At 60.4% G+C, this 19,301-nt stretch carries 15 protein-coding genes; 12 read left to right on the top strand and 3 right to left on the bottom strand.

Annotation, left to right across the window (positions count from 1 at the left end; all coding sequences use genetic code 11):
• Window positions 1-2 precede the first annotated feature (2 nt).
• Entirely contained in the window at window positions 3-689 is a 687-nt protein-coding gene (locus tag NUH88_RS03195) for a haloacid dehalogenase type II (protein ID WP_257769930.1), read from the bottom strand.
• A gap of 371 nt (window positions 690-1,060) precedes the next feature.
• On the opposite strand from NUH88_RS03195, the gene NUH88_RS03190 reads away from it, so the two are divergent.
• Window positions 1,061-1,456 carry a hypothetical protein gene (locus NUH88_RS03190; RefSeq protein ID WP_257769929.1) on the top strand — a complete coding sequence of 132 codons (396 nt, stop codon included), beginning with the start codon at window positions 1,061-1,063 and terminating at the stop codon, window positions 1,454-1,456.
• Window positions 1,453-2,895 (top strand): sensor histidine kinase, encoded by a 1,443-nt coding sequence (locus tag NUH88_RS03185; RefSeq protein WP_257769928.1) that lies wholly within the window; start codon window positions 1,453-1,455, stop codon window positions 2,893-2,895. Before NUH88_RS03190 ends, NUH88_RS03185 begins: the two co-directional genes overlap by 4 nt.
• A 67-nt stretch (window positions 2,896-2,962) precedes the next feature.
• On the opposite strand, the gene NUH88_RS03180 is transcribed toward NUH88_RS03185, so the two are convergent.
• A complete protein-coding gene (locus tag NUH88_RS03180; RefSeq protein ID WP_257769927.1) occupies window positions 2,963-3,832 on the bottom strand; it encodes an HAD family acid phosphatase in 870 nt (289 codons plus the stop codon).
• 174 nt (window positions 3,833-4,006) lie between these two features.
• Between NUH88_RS03180 and NUH88_RS03175 the strand changes: the two genes are divergently transcribed.
• From NUH88_RS03175 to NUH88_RS03130, 10 genes are all read left to right on the top strand, one after another.
• Window positions 4,007-4,618, top strand: a complete 612-nt coding sequence (locus tag NUH88_RS03175) for an HD domain-containing protein (protein WP_257769926.1) — start codon at window positions 4,007-4,009, stop codon at window positions 4,616-4,618.
• Between the two features lie 125 nt (window positions 4,619-4,743).
• Window positions 4,744-5,229, top strand: a complete 486-nt coding sequence (locus tag NUH88_RS03170; RefSeq protein ID WP_257769924.1) for a bacterioferritin — start codon at window positions 4,744-4,746, stop codon at window positions 5,227-5,229.
• A gap of 170 nt (window positions 5,230-5,399) precedes the next feature.
• Window positions 5,400-8,336, top strand: a complete 2,937-nt coding sequence (locus NUH88_RS03165; protein WP_257769922.1) for a response regulator — start codon at window positions 5,400-5,402, stop codon at window positions 8,334-8,336.
• 293 nt (window positions 8,337-8,629) lie between these two features.
• Window positions 8,630-10,678 carry an ABC transporter substrate-binding protein gene (locus NUH88_RS03160; RefSeq protein WP_257769920.1) on the top strand — a complete coding sequence of 683 codons (2,049 nt, stop codon included), beginning with the start codon at window positions 8,630-8,632 and terminating at the stop codon, window positions 10,676-10,678.
• Window positions 10,679-10,780: 102 nt separating this feature from the next.
• Window positions 10,781-11,791, top strand: coding sequence for an ABC transporter permease (locus NUH88_RS03155; RefSeq protein ID WP_257769919.1), 1,011 nt, complete (start codon window positions 10,781-10,783; stop codon window positions 11,789-11,791).
• 4 nt (window positions 11,792-11,795) lie between these two features.
• A complete protein-coding gene (locus NUH88_RS03150) occupies window positions 11,796-12,992 on the top strand; it encodes an ABC transporter permease (RefSeq protein WP_257769917.1) in 1,197 nt (398 codons plus the stop codon).
• Window positions 12,992-13,999 carry an ABC transporter ATP-binding protein gene (locus NUH88_RS03145; protein WP_257769916.1) on the top strand — a complete coding sequence of 336 codons (1,008 nt, stop codon included), beginning with the start codon at window positions 12,992-12,994 and terminating at the stop codon, window positions 13,997-13,999. The genes NUH88_RS03150 and NUH88_RS03145 overlap by 1 nt, the downstream gene beginning before the upstream one ends.
• Window positions 13,996-14,979: an ABC transporter ATP-binding protein gene (locus NUH88_RS03140; protein ID WP_257769914.1), complete on the top strand. Its 984-nt coding sequence runs from the start codon at window positions 13,996-13,998 to the stop codon at window positions 14,977-14,979. Before NUH88_RS03145 ends, NUH88_RS03140 begins: the two co-directional genes overlap by 4 nt.
• A gap of 107 nt (window positions 14,980-15,086) precedes the next feature.
• Window positions 15,087-16,424: a porin gene (locus NUH88_RS03135; protein WP_257769913.1), complete on the top strand. Its 1,338-nt coding sequence runs from the start codon at window positions 15,087-15,089 to the stop codon at window positions 16,422-16,424.
• Between the two features lie 439 nt (window positions 16,425-16,863).
• The gene (locus NUH88_RS03130; RefSeq protein WP_257769912.1) at window positions 16,864-18,600 is read left to right on the top strand and encodes a hypothetical protein; all 1,737 of its coding nucleotides are present in this window, start codon (window positions 16,864-16,866) and stop codon (window positions 18,598-18,600) included.
• A gap of 3 nt (window positions 18,601-18,603) precedes the next feature.
• Here NUH88_RS03130 and NUH88_RS03125 read toward each other — a convergent pair whose 3' ends face one another.
• Window positions 18,604-19,293, bottom strand: a complete 690-nt coding sequence (locus NUH88_RS03125) for a DUF7666 domain-containing protein (protein WP_257769911.1) — start codon at window positions 19,291-19,293, stop codon at window positions 18,604-18,606.
• Between the last annotated feature and the right edge of the window lie 8 nt (window positions 19,294-19,301).

The raw sequence follows: 19,301 nt of genomic DNA, 5'->3' as shown, positions 1-19,301 counted from the left end.
GGTCAGTCCGTTCCCGCAAGGCCGAGCAGCCCGGGCAGGCCGCTCAGATCCGGGATTTGCTGATAGCCGTAAGCCGGGTTCCCGGGCCCGTGTCCACGCTCGACGAAAACCCGGCGGCCAATCCTGAGATCGCTTGCGGACATCAGGTCGTAGCGCAGGCTCGAGGAGACATGCATGAAGTGCTCCGGTCCGCAGCCGAGCGTATCGAACATGTACTCGAAGGCCTGGAGGCGGGGTTTGTAAGCCTGTGCCTGCTCGGCTGTCAGCACGGCATGAAACGGCGCGCCGAGCAGGGCAACATTCGACTGGATCTGACTGTCCGCCGCGTTGGAGAGTATGACCAGCGGCAGTTTTTCAGCGACACGCGCGAGCGGCGCCGGCACATCTGAATGCGGTCCCCAGCCGGGGATTGCCTCAACGATGGCCTCCGCATCCTGCTCCATGAAGGGAATATTCCAGCGCCGGCAAGTTCTCTCCAGCGCGCGATGCAGAACTTCCGGGTAGGGTTTCCAGTCTCCCAGCACCTCGTCGAAGCGGTATGCGGTGAAGTCCTCCAGAAACCTGTCGATCGAATCTGCTGAAACGCGTCCGGCGAGCCTCTTCCGCGTCAAGGGGCCGACCTGGAAGTCGGTGAGGGTCCCGTAGCAATCGAAGGAAACATAGCGAATTTCTGAGGGGGAGTGGCGCATGTTCGGCTCTGTTAAGGAGATTTGATGCTGAAGATGTCAGATTGTCGACAATATTACAAGTTCTGGATACGATGTGGTGAATTTCGGACCGCTTTTGTGATTTTGTAACGAACCACAGCGTATTTCGAGCAAATTGAATGTTCAGATCCTCTCGGCCAAAGGGGTATAGTGCCTTGTATTCTGGTAATCGGGAGTTTGTATTCGCGGCAGTGCGGATCCAGCTTCCCAAGGAGTCCCAGAGGATGAATTTGGTGCGCGGTCGTACGCGACCTCATTGGCTACGCACGGCCGTCCGTGTACTTGCGGGATTGATGCTTCTTTTTTTCTGCACGCTGAATTCGCATGGCGATGCGGCTGCGCAGACAATCAGATTGACGGGAAAGACCTTCGACGGAGCGACGCACGACCTCACCGTCGAGGAGATCGATTCTGCCGGCGTCGTGCATGAGAGGGTTTTTAATCCTTACGAGAAACTGAGGGTTCGGTATGCCGGAGTGCTTCTCGATCGCTTGGTCGCGAAGTTCGGAGACCCGTCGGTCAGGTCGATCAAGATTTCAGCCATCGACGACTACCGGATCGAGTTCGATAAAACCGAGTGGGAGCAGTACCGGATCCTGTTTGTCACCCGTTTGCGCGGGGAACGGTTCGGGCTGGAGAAGAAAGGTCCGGCGCGGATTGTCTATGTCGATTTCGACCCCGAAGAGGAAGCCTTCAGATTGCGGCTTCCCAATTGGCTCTGGATGATCCAGGAGGTCGAGTTCCGGTGACACGAGGCGGCTATCTCTCTTTCGGGCTGGCCTTCGGGGCACTCCTGATCATTGTCGGTCTGTATTTTATTCGTGAGATCGAACGGATCCCAATCCGGGTATCGGAATCGGACCAGACCATGTTGCGCGCGGATGCGATCCGCCATGCCTTCAAGGTCTCGCTGTTGAGCAGCCGCTCCTATGAAGCTTATCTGACCTATTTGAAGACGGGGCGCGAAGAGGACCGGCAGCAGGGTATCAGCCTTGGCAAGGCTGCGATCGGTTTTGCCGCGAGCGCGCTCTCGAACGATCATCCCGTGGCGGATCAGGTGGTTCCCCTGATCCGGGCCAACCTTGCGATCCTGGAAAAGTCTTCTTCGCCTGACGCGGCGGCGGCCTCGCTCCCGGTTTTTGCCGCAAACATGCGGTCGATCAATCGGGAAACCGGAGAGATCGAACAGGGTATCTGGCAGTCCTTTCAGAAGGATTTCGTCGAGTTCCAGACCAGCGAGCAACGGGCGTTGATCGCGTACCAGCTTGCTGCGGCGCTTGCGATCGGAACGCTGCTGGTCGTCGTCTTCTTTTTTCTGCGTCAGCGGGCGCTCCTGCGCCTGATCGAAACGCGTGAGGAGGATCTCGAGGAGATGATCGAGCTGCGCAACGACGAACTCGATCTGCTCCGCGAGACCCAGGCCGCCGCGCAGGCCGCGGACCGCGCGAAGACCGAATTTCTGGCGCTGATGAGTCATGAACTGCGCACCCCCCTGAATGCGATCGTCGGGTTTTCCGAGATCGTGAAGAGCGGCGATCAGAATTGGGTGACAAGCGAAAAGACGATCGAATATGCGGCGGCCATCCATAGCGCCGGGCTGCACCTCCTGAACGTCATCAACGATATCCTTGACTTGACCAAGATCGAGGCGGGCGAGACAGAGATCAATGAAACCCGGCTCGATGTCTCGCGCAGTCTGCAGCGCGCGTCGGGCCTGCTATTGCAGCGCGCCGTGCAGAAGGGGCTGACGGTGCAGAGCGAAACGGATGAGGACTTGCCCGATCTGATCGCGGACGAGCGCCTTGTTTTTCAGATCCTCATCAATCTGTTGAGCAATGCGATCAAGTTCACCGGAGAGGGCGGCGAGATTATTCTATTCGCTGCTCGCTCGAAGGATGGCGGTCTCGATCTTGGCGTCCGAGACAGCGGTGTCGGGATTGCCGAAGAGGATATCCCGAAGGTGATGCAGCCATTCGCACAGTTGCGCCGGAACAGTTCCGTCACGCATGAGGGCACTGGACTGGGGCTGCCCCTCTCGCGCCGCTTCGCCGAACTTCACGGGGCATCCGTTTCCATCGAGAGCGAGGAAGATGTCGGAACCACGGTCACGGTGCATTTCCCGGAGTCCCGGGTGACATCAGAAGCAGTTGAGGCCCCGGTGCCGCAGATCGAAAGCGCGGGGGCCTAATGAAAACAGCCCGGCCAGAGGGCCGGGCTGTACCTGAGTCAGGTCGGGGCTGACAGGCCCCGAGTAATTATTTCGGGCCTTCCCACTCGTCCATGATCGCGTGCTTCATGGCGCGCTTCTCCGAGCTGGAGGCTTTCCAGTTGTTGTTGATCGCGGCGCCTTCCCACGAGCCGTAGGTCGGGTTCGCGAACATGATCCACTGCTTGCCCCACATAGCCTGGTACTTCTTGTAGGTCTCCAGACGCTCGGACGGGGAGCCTTTCACGTTTTCGTCCGTGAAATCGCCGAGATTGTCGCCGAGCTGAAGCAGTACCCGGTACTCGGCAACCACGGCTTCGCGCCGCGGGGTCTTGTTGGAGGACTTCCATTCCTCCTTCTCGCCGCGCAGCAGGACGACGTCCGTGTCCTCGTCGACCGGATAGCCGAACTTCTTCAGGTTGGCGCGGGTCGCGTCCTCGCCGGGCGCTTTCCGGTTCGAGACGTAGATCACCTTAACGCCTTTGGACTTGGCGTATTTGGTGAACTCGAGGGACCCCGGAATGGCCCGGGAGGTCTGGGTCTCGACGAACGGGCCCCAGGTTTTGGAGCTGTAATATTTGTCCTTCTCGACGATCCAGGCCTGGTAGGGCGAGTTGTCGAGCACGGTTTCGTCGATGTCGAGAATGACAGCCGGCGGCTTGGACTGGTAATCGCCGGTCTGTTCAAGGGCGGCGGTCCAGCTCTTGTCGGCCAGGGCCTGGTCGAGGCGCACCATCGCGAGCTGATAGAGCGCATAGGCGTTCGCCTTGTATTCGACCGCATTCTGCACCCAGTAGGTCGCATTCAGTCCGTCATGGCCGGCGATGTCTTCTGCGCTCGCCGCGGTGGCGGCTCCGAATGAGAGGAAGGCGGCGGCCGCGCCGGCCAGCGCCGTTGTTCTGAAATGGCGTTGCATCATGTACCCCTTTTGCTATCCGGGCCGGATGCGGGGTCAACCGCTCCGGGAGGACGCATGCTGTCACATATCTGCAATATTTTACCAGCGGGTTTAATTTCATCGCTCAGCCCGCGGCTTGCGCCGGTGACTGTTTGGCGTAGTGTGGCTGCTTTTGGCGAGCGTCGGGAGAACGGGATGGCGGACAGCGCAACGGTGTCCTTCACGCAGATGAAGGACGGTACGAAGGAAGATTACGAGCTTCTGGACCGGCTCGAAGAGCCGTATCGTGCCGGAACCGCCGATCGGCTGCTTACGGAACTCGCGGCGCAGGCGGAAGACACGCTGGCCGGCTACAAGATTACACGGCTGGAGCATGGGCTCCAGTCGGCCACGCGGGCGCGACGCGACGGGGCGGATATCGACTGGGTCGTCGCCGCTCTGCTGCACGATATCGGCGACCGGTTGGCGCCGCAGAATCATGACCGCATGGCGGCGGAAATCCTGCGGCCCTTCGTGCGCGAAGAAGTCTCCTGGGTGGTCGAACACCATGGGCTCTTCCAGTCTTATTACTACGGCCATCACTATGGCTGGGACCGGAATGCCCGGGACCGCTTCAAGGATCATCCCTGTTTCGCGAGCTGCGCCGATTTTTGCGAGCGCTGGGACCAGTCAAGCTTCGATCCGGCTTACGAGAGCGACTCTCTGGAAAGCTTCGTCGAGGATGTCCGGACGGTTTTCGCGCGCAAGGCCTATGACCCGGCGGTGATCCGGACCGGAGAGGTTCTGGGGTTGCCAGCGACAATCTGACCAATGGTGGGACGGCAGGCGGATCGCCATTTCCACTTGGAATGCACGGGGCCGGATGGAACATTTTGGGCGCCGTCGCATTGGTCTCTGTAAGCCTACCCGAAACATTGGAAGGAATTGCCGAAATGGCCAAAAAGAAGACCCTGACCAACCTGCAGAAGGCGCTCAGCATGGAATTGACCGCGGCGCACCAATATCAGCTCCACGCCCACGTCCTCGAGGATTGGGGTATCGATCTGATGGCCGCGAAGATGCGCGAGGAAATGCAGGAAGAACTCGGCCACTCCGACGCGTTCATCGAACGCATCATGTTCCTGAAGGGCGATGCCGAGATCAAGTTCTACAAGAGCCCGGCCCGCGCCCAGAGCCTGAACGATATGTTCCAGGCGGATCTGGACGACGAGAAGGAAGCCATCAGGTTCTATACTGAAGCCGCCGCGCAGGCGCAGGAAGACGGCGATATCGGATCCCGCGTCCTGTTCGAGAAAATCGCGCTCGACGAGGAAGGCCATATGTCCTGGCTCGAACTTCAGCTCGATCTGATCAGCCGCATGGGCGAGCCGGCCTACATCGCCAAGCATGTTTCCGTGCCGGGCGGCGAGGAAGGCTGACGGGGTATTTCAGCACGTTCCCGGTCTTAAGGTTCGGTTAGCGATGTTTGTGTAGGCTTCTGAGTGATTTGCATGCCGAAGTGCGGAAAGGCGAGGCAGGGCCTGTCCACGTCTCGCCCACTCCGTTATAGGCAGAGCACGGCATCATTCTCAGACGGCATACGCGACCCATGACAACTTCCTCGAATGACGCGCCGGGCGATTTCGGCAGGTCCGGAACGCGGGCGACGATCGCGCTTGTTTTGGGGGCCGTGCTGCTGGTGGCCGGCGCATCAGTTTATTTTGCCTACCTCCAGAATGCGGAAAACGAAAAGCGGCACACCCAGATCCTGAGATCCGAAGCGCGTGAAGCTGCGAACGCGGTCGAGCAGTTCGTTACCGGGCGTCAGAGGCTTGTTGAAGCCTTCGCCTACGATAACCAGGAACTGCTCACCGCGTATGCCGAGGATGTTGATGACGAGGATCTGCGCCAGCGTATAGATACGAGTCTGCGCCGCTGGTTTCCGAGCTATTTCACTTTCACCCTGGCCAATCGGGACGGGACGGACCTTGTCGACGACCTGGAGGGGTTCGTCGGGCGTCAATGCCAGGAAAACATCCAGAGCTATGTCGCGCGGCTTTTCGCCGGCTCCAACCATGCGACCTACGAGACGGTCATTCATCCGCAGGCCAACAACTACCATTTCGATATCATGGCGCCGTGGCGCAGCGACGGAAAGCTCAACGGCGTCTTCTTTGTGAGCTTCTATCCGCTCGTGCTTCAGTCGCTGATCGGCTCTTACCAGAGTCCGGGGCACCATCTCGCCCTGGTGCATCGCGATCGTGAAAATCTCATCGAAGTCACTGCGGACGGAGCGCGCGACATGATCGCCGCGCATCGGGAGATAGAACTCACCAAGGAGGAATTGCGGGAAGTTCGAGCCAGTGTGGAGATCCCCGGGTCGGTCTGGCGTTTGGTTGGATTTGTCGAGCCTGGCCTGGTCGCGTCGGAGAACCGGGAAAACTGGTATGCCGCATTCATCGTGCTGATCTTCGTCGGTGCGGCCGGCGCTCTCAGCCTTTGGAAGATCCTGGCGCTCGACCGCGAGCAGGCCCGCGTTCTGGCTCAGCTCAGGGAATCTAACGCCAATCTCGCCGAACTCGCCGATGAGCAGGCCGCTTTGCGGGTTGCCGCGGAAGCGGGTGAAAAGACGAAGGCGCAATTTCTTGCCTCAATGAGCCACGAGATTCGAACGCCGTTGAACGCGATCATCGGCCTGACCGATCTCACCCTGCAGACAGAGCTTTCGGATCATCAGCGCGGGCAGATGTCGCGTGTCGCCCGCGCCGGCCGTTCGCTTCTGGGTTTGATCAACGACATTCTGGACTTTTCCAAGATCGAGGCAGGCAAGCTGCAGATCGAGGCAATCGAGTTCGATATCGACGAGGTACTCGAAAATCTCGCAACCGTCGTCAGCACCAAAATCGAGGAGAACGCCAACGAGTTGGTGATCACGGTCGACCGGACCATTTCGTCCGTGCTCTTGGGCGATCCGCTTCGGCTTGGCCAGGTGCTGATCAATCTTGCGGGAAATTCGGCGAAATTCACCCAGCGCGGCGAGATCCTGATCGATGTTTCGCGCATTGAGCAAGACGGGCGGGAGTGGTTGCGCTGCTCCGTTCGCGATACCGGAATCGGGATGTCTGCCGCGCAGGTGGACAATCTCTTCAAGCCGTTCACTCAGGCGGATCAGTCCGTCACCCGCACCCACGGTGGTACCGGACTGGGGCTCAGCATCTCCAGGGAACTGGTCGAGGCCATGGGCGGAAGCATTGGAGTGGAGAGTGCGCCGGGTGAAGGCAGCACATTCTATTTCCACGTCCCCTACTTGCCGGTCGAAGGCGCTGCGCCGCGGCGGAGTTTCGAGGGCATCGACCCCCGGGCGACCAAAGTGCTCGTCGTCGACGACAACCGGATCGTCCGCGAGACTTTGAGAGAAACCCTCACCAGCCTGCGCTTCAAGGTCGATGTGGCTTCCGGTGGCGAGGAAGCAGTCGAGCTGTACCGCAAGGCGCAGGATCAGTCGCCTTTTTCGGTGGTTCTTATGGACTGGCGCATGCCGGGGGTCGACGGCGTCGAGGCGATCCGGCGCATCCAGGAGGAGGCCGCTCGGGCTCGGGTGCCGGCAATTATCATGGTCTCTGCCGAAGACATGCAGAGTATAGCGGGCGAGCTCCGAACCCTCGGTGTAGAGCATTGCGTCAACAAGCCGATCAACACCTCCTTCCTTATCGACCAGATGATGGCCTTCTTCGAAACCGGATCGGACCGTCGGCCGGTTCGCAAACGCCTTCGGCCGGCAGGCGAAAATCCCACTGCGACGGGCACGGGCATCCATGTTCTGCTTGCCGAGGATGTTGAGCTGAATCGCATGGTGGCTCTTGGCGTTCTGGAAAATGCCGGAATAACGGCCGACGTCGCCGAGAACGGTCTGCAGGTCCTCGAAGCCCTGGAGCGCGAGGGACCGGACCGGTACGCGGCCGTCCTGATGGATATCGAAATGCCTGAAATGGACGGGCTGACCGCAACCCGCAAAATCCGCGAGGAGCTCGGCTACACGCATTTGCCGGTCATCGCCATGACGGCACACGCGCTCGCGGAAGAACGTGAGCGATGCAGCGAAGCTGGCATGGTGGCGCATATCGGTAAGCCGTTCGAGGCTGCGGAACTGATCTCGACGATCAACCGCTTCGCTTTGAGCGCCGCGCCGTTCGGCAAACCGGTGTCCGAGCCGGGGGACCCGGTCGGTTCCGAACTGAACGAAACGGCCGAGCGGCTGATGCTTCCGCGGGATACTGTCATGAGATTGCAGGCGAAATTCCGAAACGAATTTGGCGACAGTCCCGCTCAGCTCTGCGAGCTGCTTGAGAGCGGAGCTGCGGAAGAGGCGCGGCGGCTGGTGCATTCGCTGAAAGGCGCCGCGTCGTCGCTCGGACTGTCCGAAATTGCCGATGCGGCGGCGGAGGTTGAGGATGCTGTCGCCGGCGGCTCAGGGCACCCGGGGGCCGACATGCTGGAAAGATTCCGCGCCGCTCATGCGCAGTCGATGCGCGCTCTGGAGCGCTGAACGCAGTCAACGTCTCCGGAACCTGCCGCGCCCAGCGGCATAACAGGCTGCGACGAGGCGCGCCGACGCGCTATTCCTTGAATTGCTGCGCTGCACACTAAAAACGCCCGGAATTGCGCGAACGAATCACCTATGGGCGTGCGAGCGAACATGTTCGGCAACAATTCGGACTCGCGCGAGCGTCATAAAAGCGTCATCGTACTGCATTGCAAAATTAATGAACGGCGAATAGCGTCGTTCAGTCCGAATCTCTGGGTGGAGAGATTCGGCAAGGAAAATCCTTGGGGGACTTCATGGGAAAATCGTTTCTTTTCGCTGGCGTAGCTCTCTGCGCCTTCGCGGGCTCGGCGCTTGCCGATTGTCCGCAAATCACTGTCGCCGACATGAAAGGCGTGAAGGCCGGTGCCTTCCCGCAGCAGTACGAACTCGCCGAGTTCGAAGGTGCTGCCGGATGTAAGCTCAGCTTCGCGGCCAATCCGAAATCGGCCGATCTGAACGGCAAGATCCAGGGCAATGGCGCACTGCCGTCGCTCGCCGAGCGCTTGCCGGAAGAGCCGCTCGTGGTCGTGCCCTATGCCGAGATCGGCACCTATGGCGGCGTTCTGGACGGTCTGTCTAACGCACCGGAAGCCGGTACTTCCGACCTGCTCTCCGTGCGCCACGTCAGCCTGGTGCGCTACAGCGATGATCTCGCGACCATCGTGCCGAACGTCGCCAAGAGCTGGGAGTGGAACGGCGACTTCACGAAGCTGACCTTCAAACTCCGCAAGGGCCACAAATGGTCCGACGGTTCGCCCTTCACCTCCGAGGACGTGAAGTTCTGGTACGACGACATGGTGTTCGACGAGAACATCATCAAAAAGCCGAAGGATTACGTCCTCGTCGCCGGTGAGCGGATGACCGTGGATACGCCGGATGCGGAGACCGTGGTCTTCAATCTGCCGGCGCCGAAGCCGGGCCTGCTCGCCCACTTCGCGACGCACTATTCCCAGCCGTTCATGCCGAAGCATTTCCTCGGCATGTATCATCCGAAATACAGCTCGGATGCCGATGCCAACGCCAAGAAGCTCGGCTTCGATAGCGGCTACGAAGTGATCTCCGCCTACTACGGTAATTCCGACTGGACCGACACGCCGTCGCTGATGCTGGCGCATCCTGACAAGGTCGCGAAGGCGCCGAAGGCGGTCTATCCGACGCTGGAATCCCACATCGTCGTCGCGGAGAGCACGGAAGGCCGTCATCTGGTGGCCAACCCGTATTTCCATATGGTCGATACGGCGGGCAACCAGCTGCCGTACATCAATGAGATCGACGAAGTGCACATCAACGAGAACGAGGTGCGCATCCTGAAGGCGGTCAATGGCGAGATCGACTACAAGTCGCAGTCGCTGCAGCTGCCGTCGGCGCCGATCATGCTGGAGAACCAGGAGAAGGGCGGCTACACGGTCGACCTGAAGCCGACCATCGCGATGCCGACCTTCGCCTTCAACGTGACCTCGACGGACGAGGAAAAGCGGAAGGTTTTCGGCAATCTCAAGTTCCGCCAGGCGATGTCCGTGGCCATGAACCGCGAAGAGATCAACGAAGTCGCCTTCTTCGATCTCGGACAGCCGAAGCAGTATATCGCCTTCTCCCCGACCCCGGATTTCGTCGATCCGAAATGGGAGAAGCATTACGCCCAGTTCGATCCGGATCTGGCCAAGAAGCTGCTGGATGAGATCGGTGTGGTCGACAAGGACGGTGACGGTGCCCGTGACCTTCCGAACGGCTCCCCGCTGGTCCTGAACCTGCAGTTCGCGACGCAGGGCATTTCCGGCCAGTTGGTCGAACTGGTCGCTCAGAACTGGACCGATGTCGGCGTCAAGGCGACGGTGAAGGAAGTGACCCCGGACGAGTATCGCTCGGCCCAGTCCTCCAACCAGCTCGACGTCATGATGTGGCAGAAGGGGCAGCCGCTGGCGATCGTTCTCGGAAACTCGGAGCTGTTCCAGCCGCCGTTCGAAAACTATTTCGGTGGCCGTAACGGCATGCTCTGGGCCGAATATGTCGACAGCAAGGGTGCGAGCGGCGTGAAGCCCCCGGCATTCGTCGATGCGCTCCTCGCCGATATCGACGCGTTCCAGTCGGCTCCGGTCGGCACGAAGGAGAGCAACGAGATCGGTCAGCGCCTGGTGCAGAACATGACCGAGAACCTGCTCTTCATCGGCACGGTCCAGGCGCCGAACCCGATCTACCATCGGAACGGCCTGAAGAACTTCCCGGAGTTCAAGACCTGGTCCTACGAATACTATCGGACCTACCCCTATCGTCCGCAGCAATGGTTCCTTGCTGACGAGGGCTGATCTCCACGCTGCGGGACCGGGCCAGCCCCGGTCCCGCCTGCGTCGGTTTTAGATCGATGACCTCAAAAGATCGGTCGATCTAAGACCGACGGGGGCGGGGATATGCTGAGATTCATTCAATTCACGGCGACGCGTGCGGCCATGGCCGTGGTCACGCTGTTGCTGGTTTCGTTCATCGTTTTCACGCTGATGGAGTTGGTGCCGGCGAATTGCGCCGAGCGCTATCTCGCCTGGAAGAACACCCAGGGCGAGCAGATCAGCGTCGAGGATATCCGCGCCGAGGAGCAGCGCCTCGGTCTCGACAAGCCCTATATCCAGCGCTGGGCGACCTGGGTCGGAAACGTCTTCTTCAAAGGCGATTTCGGCGACAGCTGCATCCTGCGCGTCAATATCAATCAGTTGCTCGGCGAGAAGATCTGGATCTCGCTCGGGATATGTTTCGTTGCGCTCCTGGTTGCCTATCTGATCGCCTTGCCGGTCGGGATCATATCCGCCACCGTGGCAAGCCCGGCGCTCAATAACGGCCTGCGCCTCGTCTCCTATCTCGGCCTTGCGCTGCCGAACTTCCTGTTGGCGCTGATGATCATGTTGTTCTCCACCATGGTCTTCGGCGACTCGATGACCGGCATGTTCTCGAAGGAATTCCGGGACGCCCCATGGTCCTGGGACAGGATCCTGGATTTCCTTTCGCATGCCTGGCTGCCGATTTTCATCCTGGGCTGGTCGGCCACGGCCTTCGCGCTGCAGACCGTGCGCGCACTGATGTCCGACGAATACGGTAAGCTCTATGTAACGGCCGCTCGGGCCCGCGGTGTCCATGGCCGCAAGCTGCTCTGGCGCTACCCGGCGCGGCATGCGCTCGGACCGATCATCAATTCGCTCGGCTTCGATCTGAACCGCGTCTTCAACGAGCTGCCGATCGTCGCGGTCATTCTGACCCTCTCCGAGGCGGGCGCACTTCTTCTCGAAGGTCTTGCACGCTCGAACGACCAGCAGCTTGCTGGCGCGATCATCTTCATGCTGACCGCCTCCATCGTGTCGCTGAACTTCCTCACCGACGTTCTGCTCTCGATTATCGATCCGCGCGTGCGGAAAAGCGTGATGGGAGGCTGAGACGATGGTCGATCAAACCGTTTCCGGCGCTCCCGAAAAAAGCGTCGACCAGAAATCCAAGGAAGCCTATTTCACCGCGAGTCAGGCCCAGCTTGTGTGGGCCCGGTTCAAGAAGAACCGGGCGGCGATGGTGGCGAGCTGCGTACTGCTCGCGATCGTTCTGATGGGCCTCTTCGCCCCCTTCCTTTCGCCCTACGATCCGACGATCGCGGGGCGGGACAAGGAGTATCAGAACGGCGCGCCGCAGATCCCGATGTTTTGCGACCACAATGGCTGTTCGGCGCGTCCGTTCCTGCACACGCTGGAGCGCACCCGCTCGATCAAGACGAATTTCCGCTGGGTGACGACCGTCAACACGGAGAAGAGGCGCTACGTTACTTTCTTCCCGGAAGGCTGGGAATACCGGCTGTTCAGCGTTCAGATCGACCTGCCGGGCGAGATGCTCGACATCAACATCCCGGGCTTCAGAATGACGACCCATCTCTTCGGCATCGAGGAGGGCGGGATCCATCTTTTCGGTACCGATCACGGTGGCAAAGACATCTTCTCCCGGACTTTGCACGCGATCTACACGTCGCTGGCGGTCGGTACGATCGGTGTCTTCATCAGTTTCGTACTCGCCCTCATCATCGGCGGTGTTTCCGGCTATTTCGGCGGGGTGACGGACGGTGTGCTGCAGATGGTCACGGACGCCGTCCGGACCGTGCCAGCGATCCCGCTCTTCATGGCGCTTGCCGCCTTCGTTCCGGACGAATGGAGTTCGGAGGCCAGGTTCTTCTTCATCTCGATCATTCTCGGCTTCATCGGCTGGCCCACTCTGGCGCGCCGCGTGCGGACCCATTTGCTGACCGAGCGGAACCAGGAATACGTGCTCGCGGCCCGGCTTTGCGGCGCTTCGGCCGGGCACATTATCGGCCGGCACCTGCTGCCGAGCTTTACCAGCTATATCATCGTCGATCTGGTGATTTCCTTCCCGTACATGGTGCTCTCGGAAACCGCGCTCAGCTTCATCGGCCTTGGCCTGAAGGAGCCGGTCAACTCGCTCGGGGTGATGCTGCAGAACGTCACCAGCGCGGACGTGCTGCTGAATTACCAATGGTACTTCATCCCGGTCGTCTTCTTCGTCGGCATGGTGCTCGCCTTCGTCTTCGTCGGTGACGGGCTCCGCGATGCGGCCGACCCCTATTCGGATCACAAGTGATGACGGCACCGCTCATTTCCGTTCAGAACCTGACGGTGCAGTTCAAGACCGACGAAGGTCTGATCACCACCGTCGACAATGTCTCCTTCGACATCGCGCCGGGCGAGGTGCTCGGCCTCGTCGGCGAGAGCGGCTCCGGGAAATCGGTGACGGCGAAATCGCTGATGAAGCTCAATGCGGGCAATACGGTCTACGGGCCGGAAAGCCGCATCACACTCAATCTCGATGACGGTCCCGTGGACGTGCTTTCCCTGAGGCGGGCGAAAGAGCTGAACGTCGTGCGCGGCGGCGCCATCTCGATGATCTTCCAGGAGCCGATGGCGAGCTTCGCGCCGGCGATCACCGTCGGCGACCAGATGGTCGAACAGCTCCTTCTGCATAGCTCCATGAACAAGAAGCAAGCGCGTGAGCTTTCGATCGAGATGCTGGATCGGGTCGGGATATCGGAGCCGTCCAAGCGCATCGACCAATACGCTTTCGAGTTTTCCGGCGGCATGCGCCAGCGGGCGATGATCGCGATGGCGCTTTCGACCAAACCGAAGCTGCTGATCGCCGACGAGCCGACGACCGCGCTGGACGTAACGATCCAGGCGCAGGTGATCGAGTTGATGAAGGATCTGGTCGACGAGTTCGGCATGGGGATCCTCTTTATCACCCACGATCTCGGCGTGATCGCGCAGACCGCCGACCGGGTTGCGGTGATGTATCTCGGCCGGGTGATGGAGACGGGCAGCGTGCGCGAAGTCATTCGCACGCCGGCCCACCCCTACACACGCGGCTTGCTGAACGCGCTGCCGAAACTGGAAGATCTGGACGAACCTTTGACCCCGGTCCCTGGCGATATCCCGAGCCCGCTCGAACGGCCGCAAGGCTGCGTGTTCCATACCCGTTGCCCGCAATTCGTTCCCGGCACCTGCGACGCCGCGCGGCCGGAAGCGGTTGCCGTCTCGGGCAGCCATTCGGCCGCCTGCGCTCTCGTTGAATCCGGTATGGAGGCAGTGTCGTGACCGTGCAGAGTCATATTCAGGTCAATCGCCTCTCGGTGCATTACGGCGTCGGCGGCAACCTCTTCGGCAAGGGAGGCGTGCTGAAAGCGGTCGACGATATCAGCCTTGAGATTCCGCGCGGCTCGTTCTTCGGGCTCGTGGGGGAGAGCGGGTCCGGCAAGACCACGCTCGGCCGCGCGATCCTGAAGGCCGCGCCGATTTCCGAAGGCGAGGTCTATTACAAGGACGAGGATGTCGATTACGACGTCGGCAAGCTCAGCAAGTCCGAACTGAAGGACTACCGTAAGCGGACCCAGCTGATCTTCCAGGACCCTTATGCCGCGCTCAGTCCGCGCATGACCGTGCGCGACATCATCGCCGAGCCGCTCGAGGTGATGAAGCTGACGAAGAACCGCGCGGAAACCGATGAGCGGGTTCGTGAGATCGCCGCCAAGTGCCGTCTCAACCTGGAACATCTGAGGCGCTTTCCGCATGCCTTCTCAGGCGGTCAGCGTCAGCGGATTTCCATCGCCCGGGCCCTGGTCTGCCAGCCGAAGTTTCTGGTGGCCGACGAGAGCGTCGCGGCGCTCGATGTTTCTATCCAGGCGGACATCCTGAACCTTCTGAAGTCGCTTCAGAAGGAGATGGACATCACCTTCCTTTTCATCAGTCACGACCTGAGCGTGGTCGCTCATACCTGCGACGTCGTGGCGGTGATGTATCTCGGAGCGATTGTCGAAATGGCGCCGAGCCGCGAGTTGTTTACGGCACCGAAGCACCCCTACACAAAGGCTCTGCTCTCCGCGATCCCGTCACTCGATCCGGACGACCGCGGCAAGGCGCAGAAGTTGGAAGGGGAGATCCCGTCGCCGCTGAACAAGCCGTCCGGCTGCCGATTTCACACCCGCTGCCCGATGGCGGCGGCGCGCTGTTCTGTCGATGCGCCTGTTTGGCGGGAGCATTCGCCGTCGCATTTCACCGCATGCCATTTCGCGGAATAGAGATTGCTACCCATCGTTATATTCAACTTTGACTTGATGCAGGGGGGCGTCACCAGAGGATACTGAAAAGACATAGCCTGTTTGTGCGCTTAAATCAGGAGTGTCGGATGTTCTCTTCCCCTTGCCTGAAATTCGCCGTCGCAATTGGTTTGCTTGTCTTTTCCGTTGCTCGGGCCGATGCACAGAGCGCCGCGGTAGATCCGCAGGTCCTCGAGTCCCTCAAAACCCTGATCGAAGCGCAGCAACAGCAACTGCAGCGTCAGGCCGAAACGATCGAGGCTCTGAAGCAGCGCGTCGAGGGGCTGGAGCGAACAACGACCGAAGTACGCGATACCGCCGTAGCCGCCAAGAGCGCAGCCGACGAGGTTCAGCAGGCCGTGGAGGCCGGCGGCGTCGGGGATCCGACGATCAGTTCCGGACAGGAGAAGGTCAAACTCTCGATCTACGGGCAGGTCAACCGGGCGCTGAACGTCGCCGACGACGGAAACGCGACGGATGTCTATTTCGTCGATAACGACACCTCGAATTCGAGGGTCGGTTTCAGCGGCACGGCGAAGGTGGATGGAACGACCATCGGCTCGGTGCTGGAAATCGGTTTCAGCGCGAACAATTCGTACAATGTCAGCCAGGACAGCGAACGGGCGAGCGACGACGTTTCGGTCCGCAAGGCCGACGTCTATATCCGCAACGACGATTACGGAAAGCTGTCCTTCGGCAAGGGATCGGCGGCCGGGGACGATACGGCCGAATACGATCTTTCTCTGGTGGCCGGACCGATCATGTATTCCGGTGTCGCCGATATCGTTGGCGGGCTGAAATTCACCCAGAACGGAGCCCTGACAAGCACAACCGTGGGCGACGCTTTCTTCAATTTCGACAGTAACCGGCAGGACCGGGTGCGTTACGACACCGTCAATTTCGGTCCGGGGATTCAGGGCTCGGTTTCCGCCGGTTCGGACGAGCGATACGATATCGCCCTGACCTGGGGCGGCGACTACGGTGACTGGACCGGTGTGGACTACGGCAACTTCACCACGCTCGGTGCGATCTCTCTCGCGGACCCTAACTCCTCCGGTGTGGACTACAGGGTCGCCGGGTCTTTCTCCGTGCTTCACAATCCGAGCGGTATCAGCGCCACTTTTTCCGGCGGTATGGATGAGCGGAACGACAATCGGGAGCCGTTCAACCTCTATGGCAAGCTGGCAATGGACAAGGACTACTTCAGTATCGGTGCGACCGGATTCGGTGTGGACCTGACCTACAGCGAGGACATCGCGGCCCTCGGGGACGAGGGGTTCTCGGCCGGTCTCGCAATCGTCCAGCTCTATGAAGAATTCGGGGCGGAATTCTATGCGCAATTGCGTATGTTCGACCTCGACAGGCAGGGGAACTCGGATCTTGAGGGCATTTATGTCGGGACCGTCGGCACGCGCGTGAAATTCTGATGCGCCTGATCTGTGCCATTCTCCTTTGTGTCGGCCTCGGCGCCTGTTCCGGGGCCGGCTTCAAGGCCGGAACAACGTCTCACGCCAAACGCGATCTGAAGTCCGGCCCGGGGCTATTCTCGGGCAAGGAAGGTGCCTTCGTTATTTATCGCGAGGATGAGCCAGTGGCCCCTTCGGCGGCCGGAACGGATAGGGAACCAACGTTAAATTAACTCTGTTGACCGCCTGCCACGCGTCCTGAAGGCCTTTCGAGCCGCGATCCGGAACGGTTTTTATTTCGCGAAATCAGACATTTCGCATTGGAGCTTGTTTCGGCATCGAACTTGAGTAAGATTCCATTAGTTAAAAATTCGCGCGATAATCGATCAATCTGCGGGTCAGAATGATGCAGCAACGGTCGGTGCTCAATTGGACAGAATGTCAGTGCGGGTAAAAGAACGTGTTCGGTCGCTCTAACGCAGTCTTCGAGATTCTATCGCTCCGCGACGGGTCCTGGTCCATCGTGGCAACAGCCACGAGCAAGGACGAGGGTCAGGCGGAAGCACTGAAGGTCATGTCCCGGGCCGGGACGGAGGGCGTGCGCGTTATCAAGGATACCGGCAAGTCGATCCACGATCTGAAGCCGGAAGACATCCTCTTCGAAAAGCTGAAGCCAAAGGGTGAAGAAAAGGTCTTCATCCAGAATATCGACGATGCACCGCTCTGCTACGAGGTCTCGGACTTCTATGAGGGCGAAGGGCGTCTGACGATCAATCGGCTCTTTCGCACCTATCTGGATAAGAACAACATCACCGCGAGCGAAGCGCTGCACTCCGCGCGCGAGATGAAGCGGCTGCTCGACGACGGCACACTGATCTTCTCCGCCGTCGCCAAGGTTTCGACCTTCCAGGCGGCTAAACTTGAGGACACCAACGCGAACGAACGGCGCGAGACGCTTTTCGCTTTCGTCGACCATATCAACGCGGCGGCGCAGAAAACCCTGCAGCGCCCCATGCCGCGGATCCGCGATGCGGGCTTCAACGAAGCCGTTGCGGAGCTCAAGGCGTCGTTGAAGGACGGCGAGGATCGCGGCTATCTGATCCGATCCGCCATCGCGACGGAACTGGTTGAGAACCGAAGCTATCTCGGAAAGCTTGCGCAAACCGTCGACTGGGCGGTGATTTGCGACGATCCCGACGCGATGCTCGACCTCGATATTTTCATCTCCGACATCATGCAGAACGCCGAGGTTCTGAAGGACATGCTCGGCCATCAGCGCGATACGGGCAGCGCACTTGTCGCAATGATCTGCTTCTCCAGCGGCGAACCGCTCGGCGAGGAACCGGAAAACCTCACGCCCGAGCATCCGGATTATACGAACATCCAGCTCTGCAAGCTGATCGCCGCTGGCAAACTCCCGGAGACGCAGGCGGTTCTGGTGGACCGGGTCCGGCGGCAGGTGGAAAGCATCAGCCCGCTTTCGAAGGGAGACCGGGAGGAAGAGCGGGAAGTTTTCCAGGGCTTGCTGCACAAGCTGATCCCGGACGGCCATGTGGTCGGCGGGCCTGACATGGCGGAAGCTGTCACCGCACGGCAATCCACCATCATCAACAAGGGCGGGCAGAAAGGCATGAAGGAGGCAGCGGCCTCCATGCTGCCGGCATTGGCCGACCCGGCGCGCAAGGCGGCCTACCTGCTGACGCTGCTCGAAAGCAAGCTCGGCAAGGATCTGCTGCGGTCAGATATCGATAGCCATCTCGACGCGATGCTGGTCGGCACGCCGACTCTGAACCATTTGGTGCGGGAAAAATTGCCGCCGAACAAGAAGATGGCGAAGGTCACGCAGATCTTTAACAGGATCAAGGAATCCGCCTTGCCGGAGCCGCGCAAGGAGGAACTTACCGGCCGGATCGACGACCTTCTGGCATCCTACATTGTTGACGGCAAGATCCTGGACAAGATCGACAAGTCAGACAAACCGCTTCATATCCGCGCCTTCATGCTTGTGAGCATGGTGCAGCCGGAAATGCTGCCGAAAGGCAAGGCCTCGAACCTCGCCCGGCAGATCATCGTCAATCATTTGAAACGTCCGAATTTCGAAGCCGAGCTGGTATCGCAGATCCCCGATCCGCAGGATCAGGCAAACACGCTCCGCCGGTTTCACGAGCAGCTGAACCGCTGCGGCTTCTTCGGCTGAGGGTCAGCCGATCTCCATTTCGAACTCATCGGCGAAATCGCCCCACTCGTCATCGTCCGCGGAAGAGGTCCGCGCGGCCTCGACCAGTTCTTCGAGGAGGCTGTCATAGCGCGCCCAGCTTTCATTGTCGCCGCGCGCCTTGTTCGCGGCCCAGGCCGCGGCGAGCGCGGTCGCGCGAGCCGCGTGGGTGCGTGCCGCCGCCGCGCGTGCCGCCTCGGCCGCCGCGGCCGCCGTTACCTGGTCGGCACTGACGTAGCTGCGCGACAGCTCACGCGCGTCGGCGCGGGCGGCAACGCGGAGATTCTCGTTTCCGGATTCGAGGAACTTGCGCACCCCGTCGGGCATCTCCCAGAGATCGGCGACGTCCAGCGCGACCTTGCGGGCGAATTCTCTCAGCAACTCCTCGCCCTCGACGCGCCAGAGGATGGTGCGTGCACCGCAGACCAGCTTGTCGTCCTGGCGGCCGGCAACACCGTCGCACTCGACACGGCAGATCGTATTGCCGGGAGCATAGATAAGGGCGTCAAGCACGCGTTCGGAGGCGTGCAGGCCGGATTCGCAAAGCGCGGCTGGGGCGCCATGCTCAAGCCGTTCGCCGTCCGGCGGGACGGGCCGACCGTCGCGCATGTTCTCGTCGATGAAATGCCAAGCGAGCAGTTCTGCGGATCCGTTCTGGTCTGTCATGTTCTGCATGTCCGAAT

Source organism: Nisaea acidiphila (genome assembly GCF_024662015.1).
In the GTDB taxonomy this organism is placed as follows: Bacteria; Pseudomonadota; Alphaproteobacteria; order Thalassobaculales; family Thalassobaculaceae; genus Nisaea; species Nisaea acidiphila.
The sequence above is the reverse complement of the archived record's forward strand: the minus strand, read 5'-3'. Positions and strand labels throughout refer to the sequence as shown.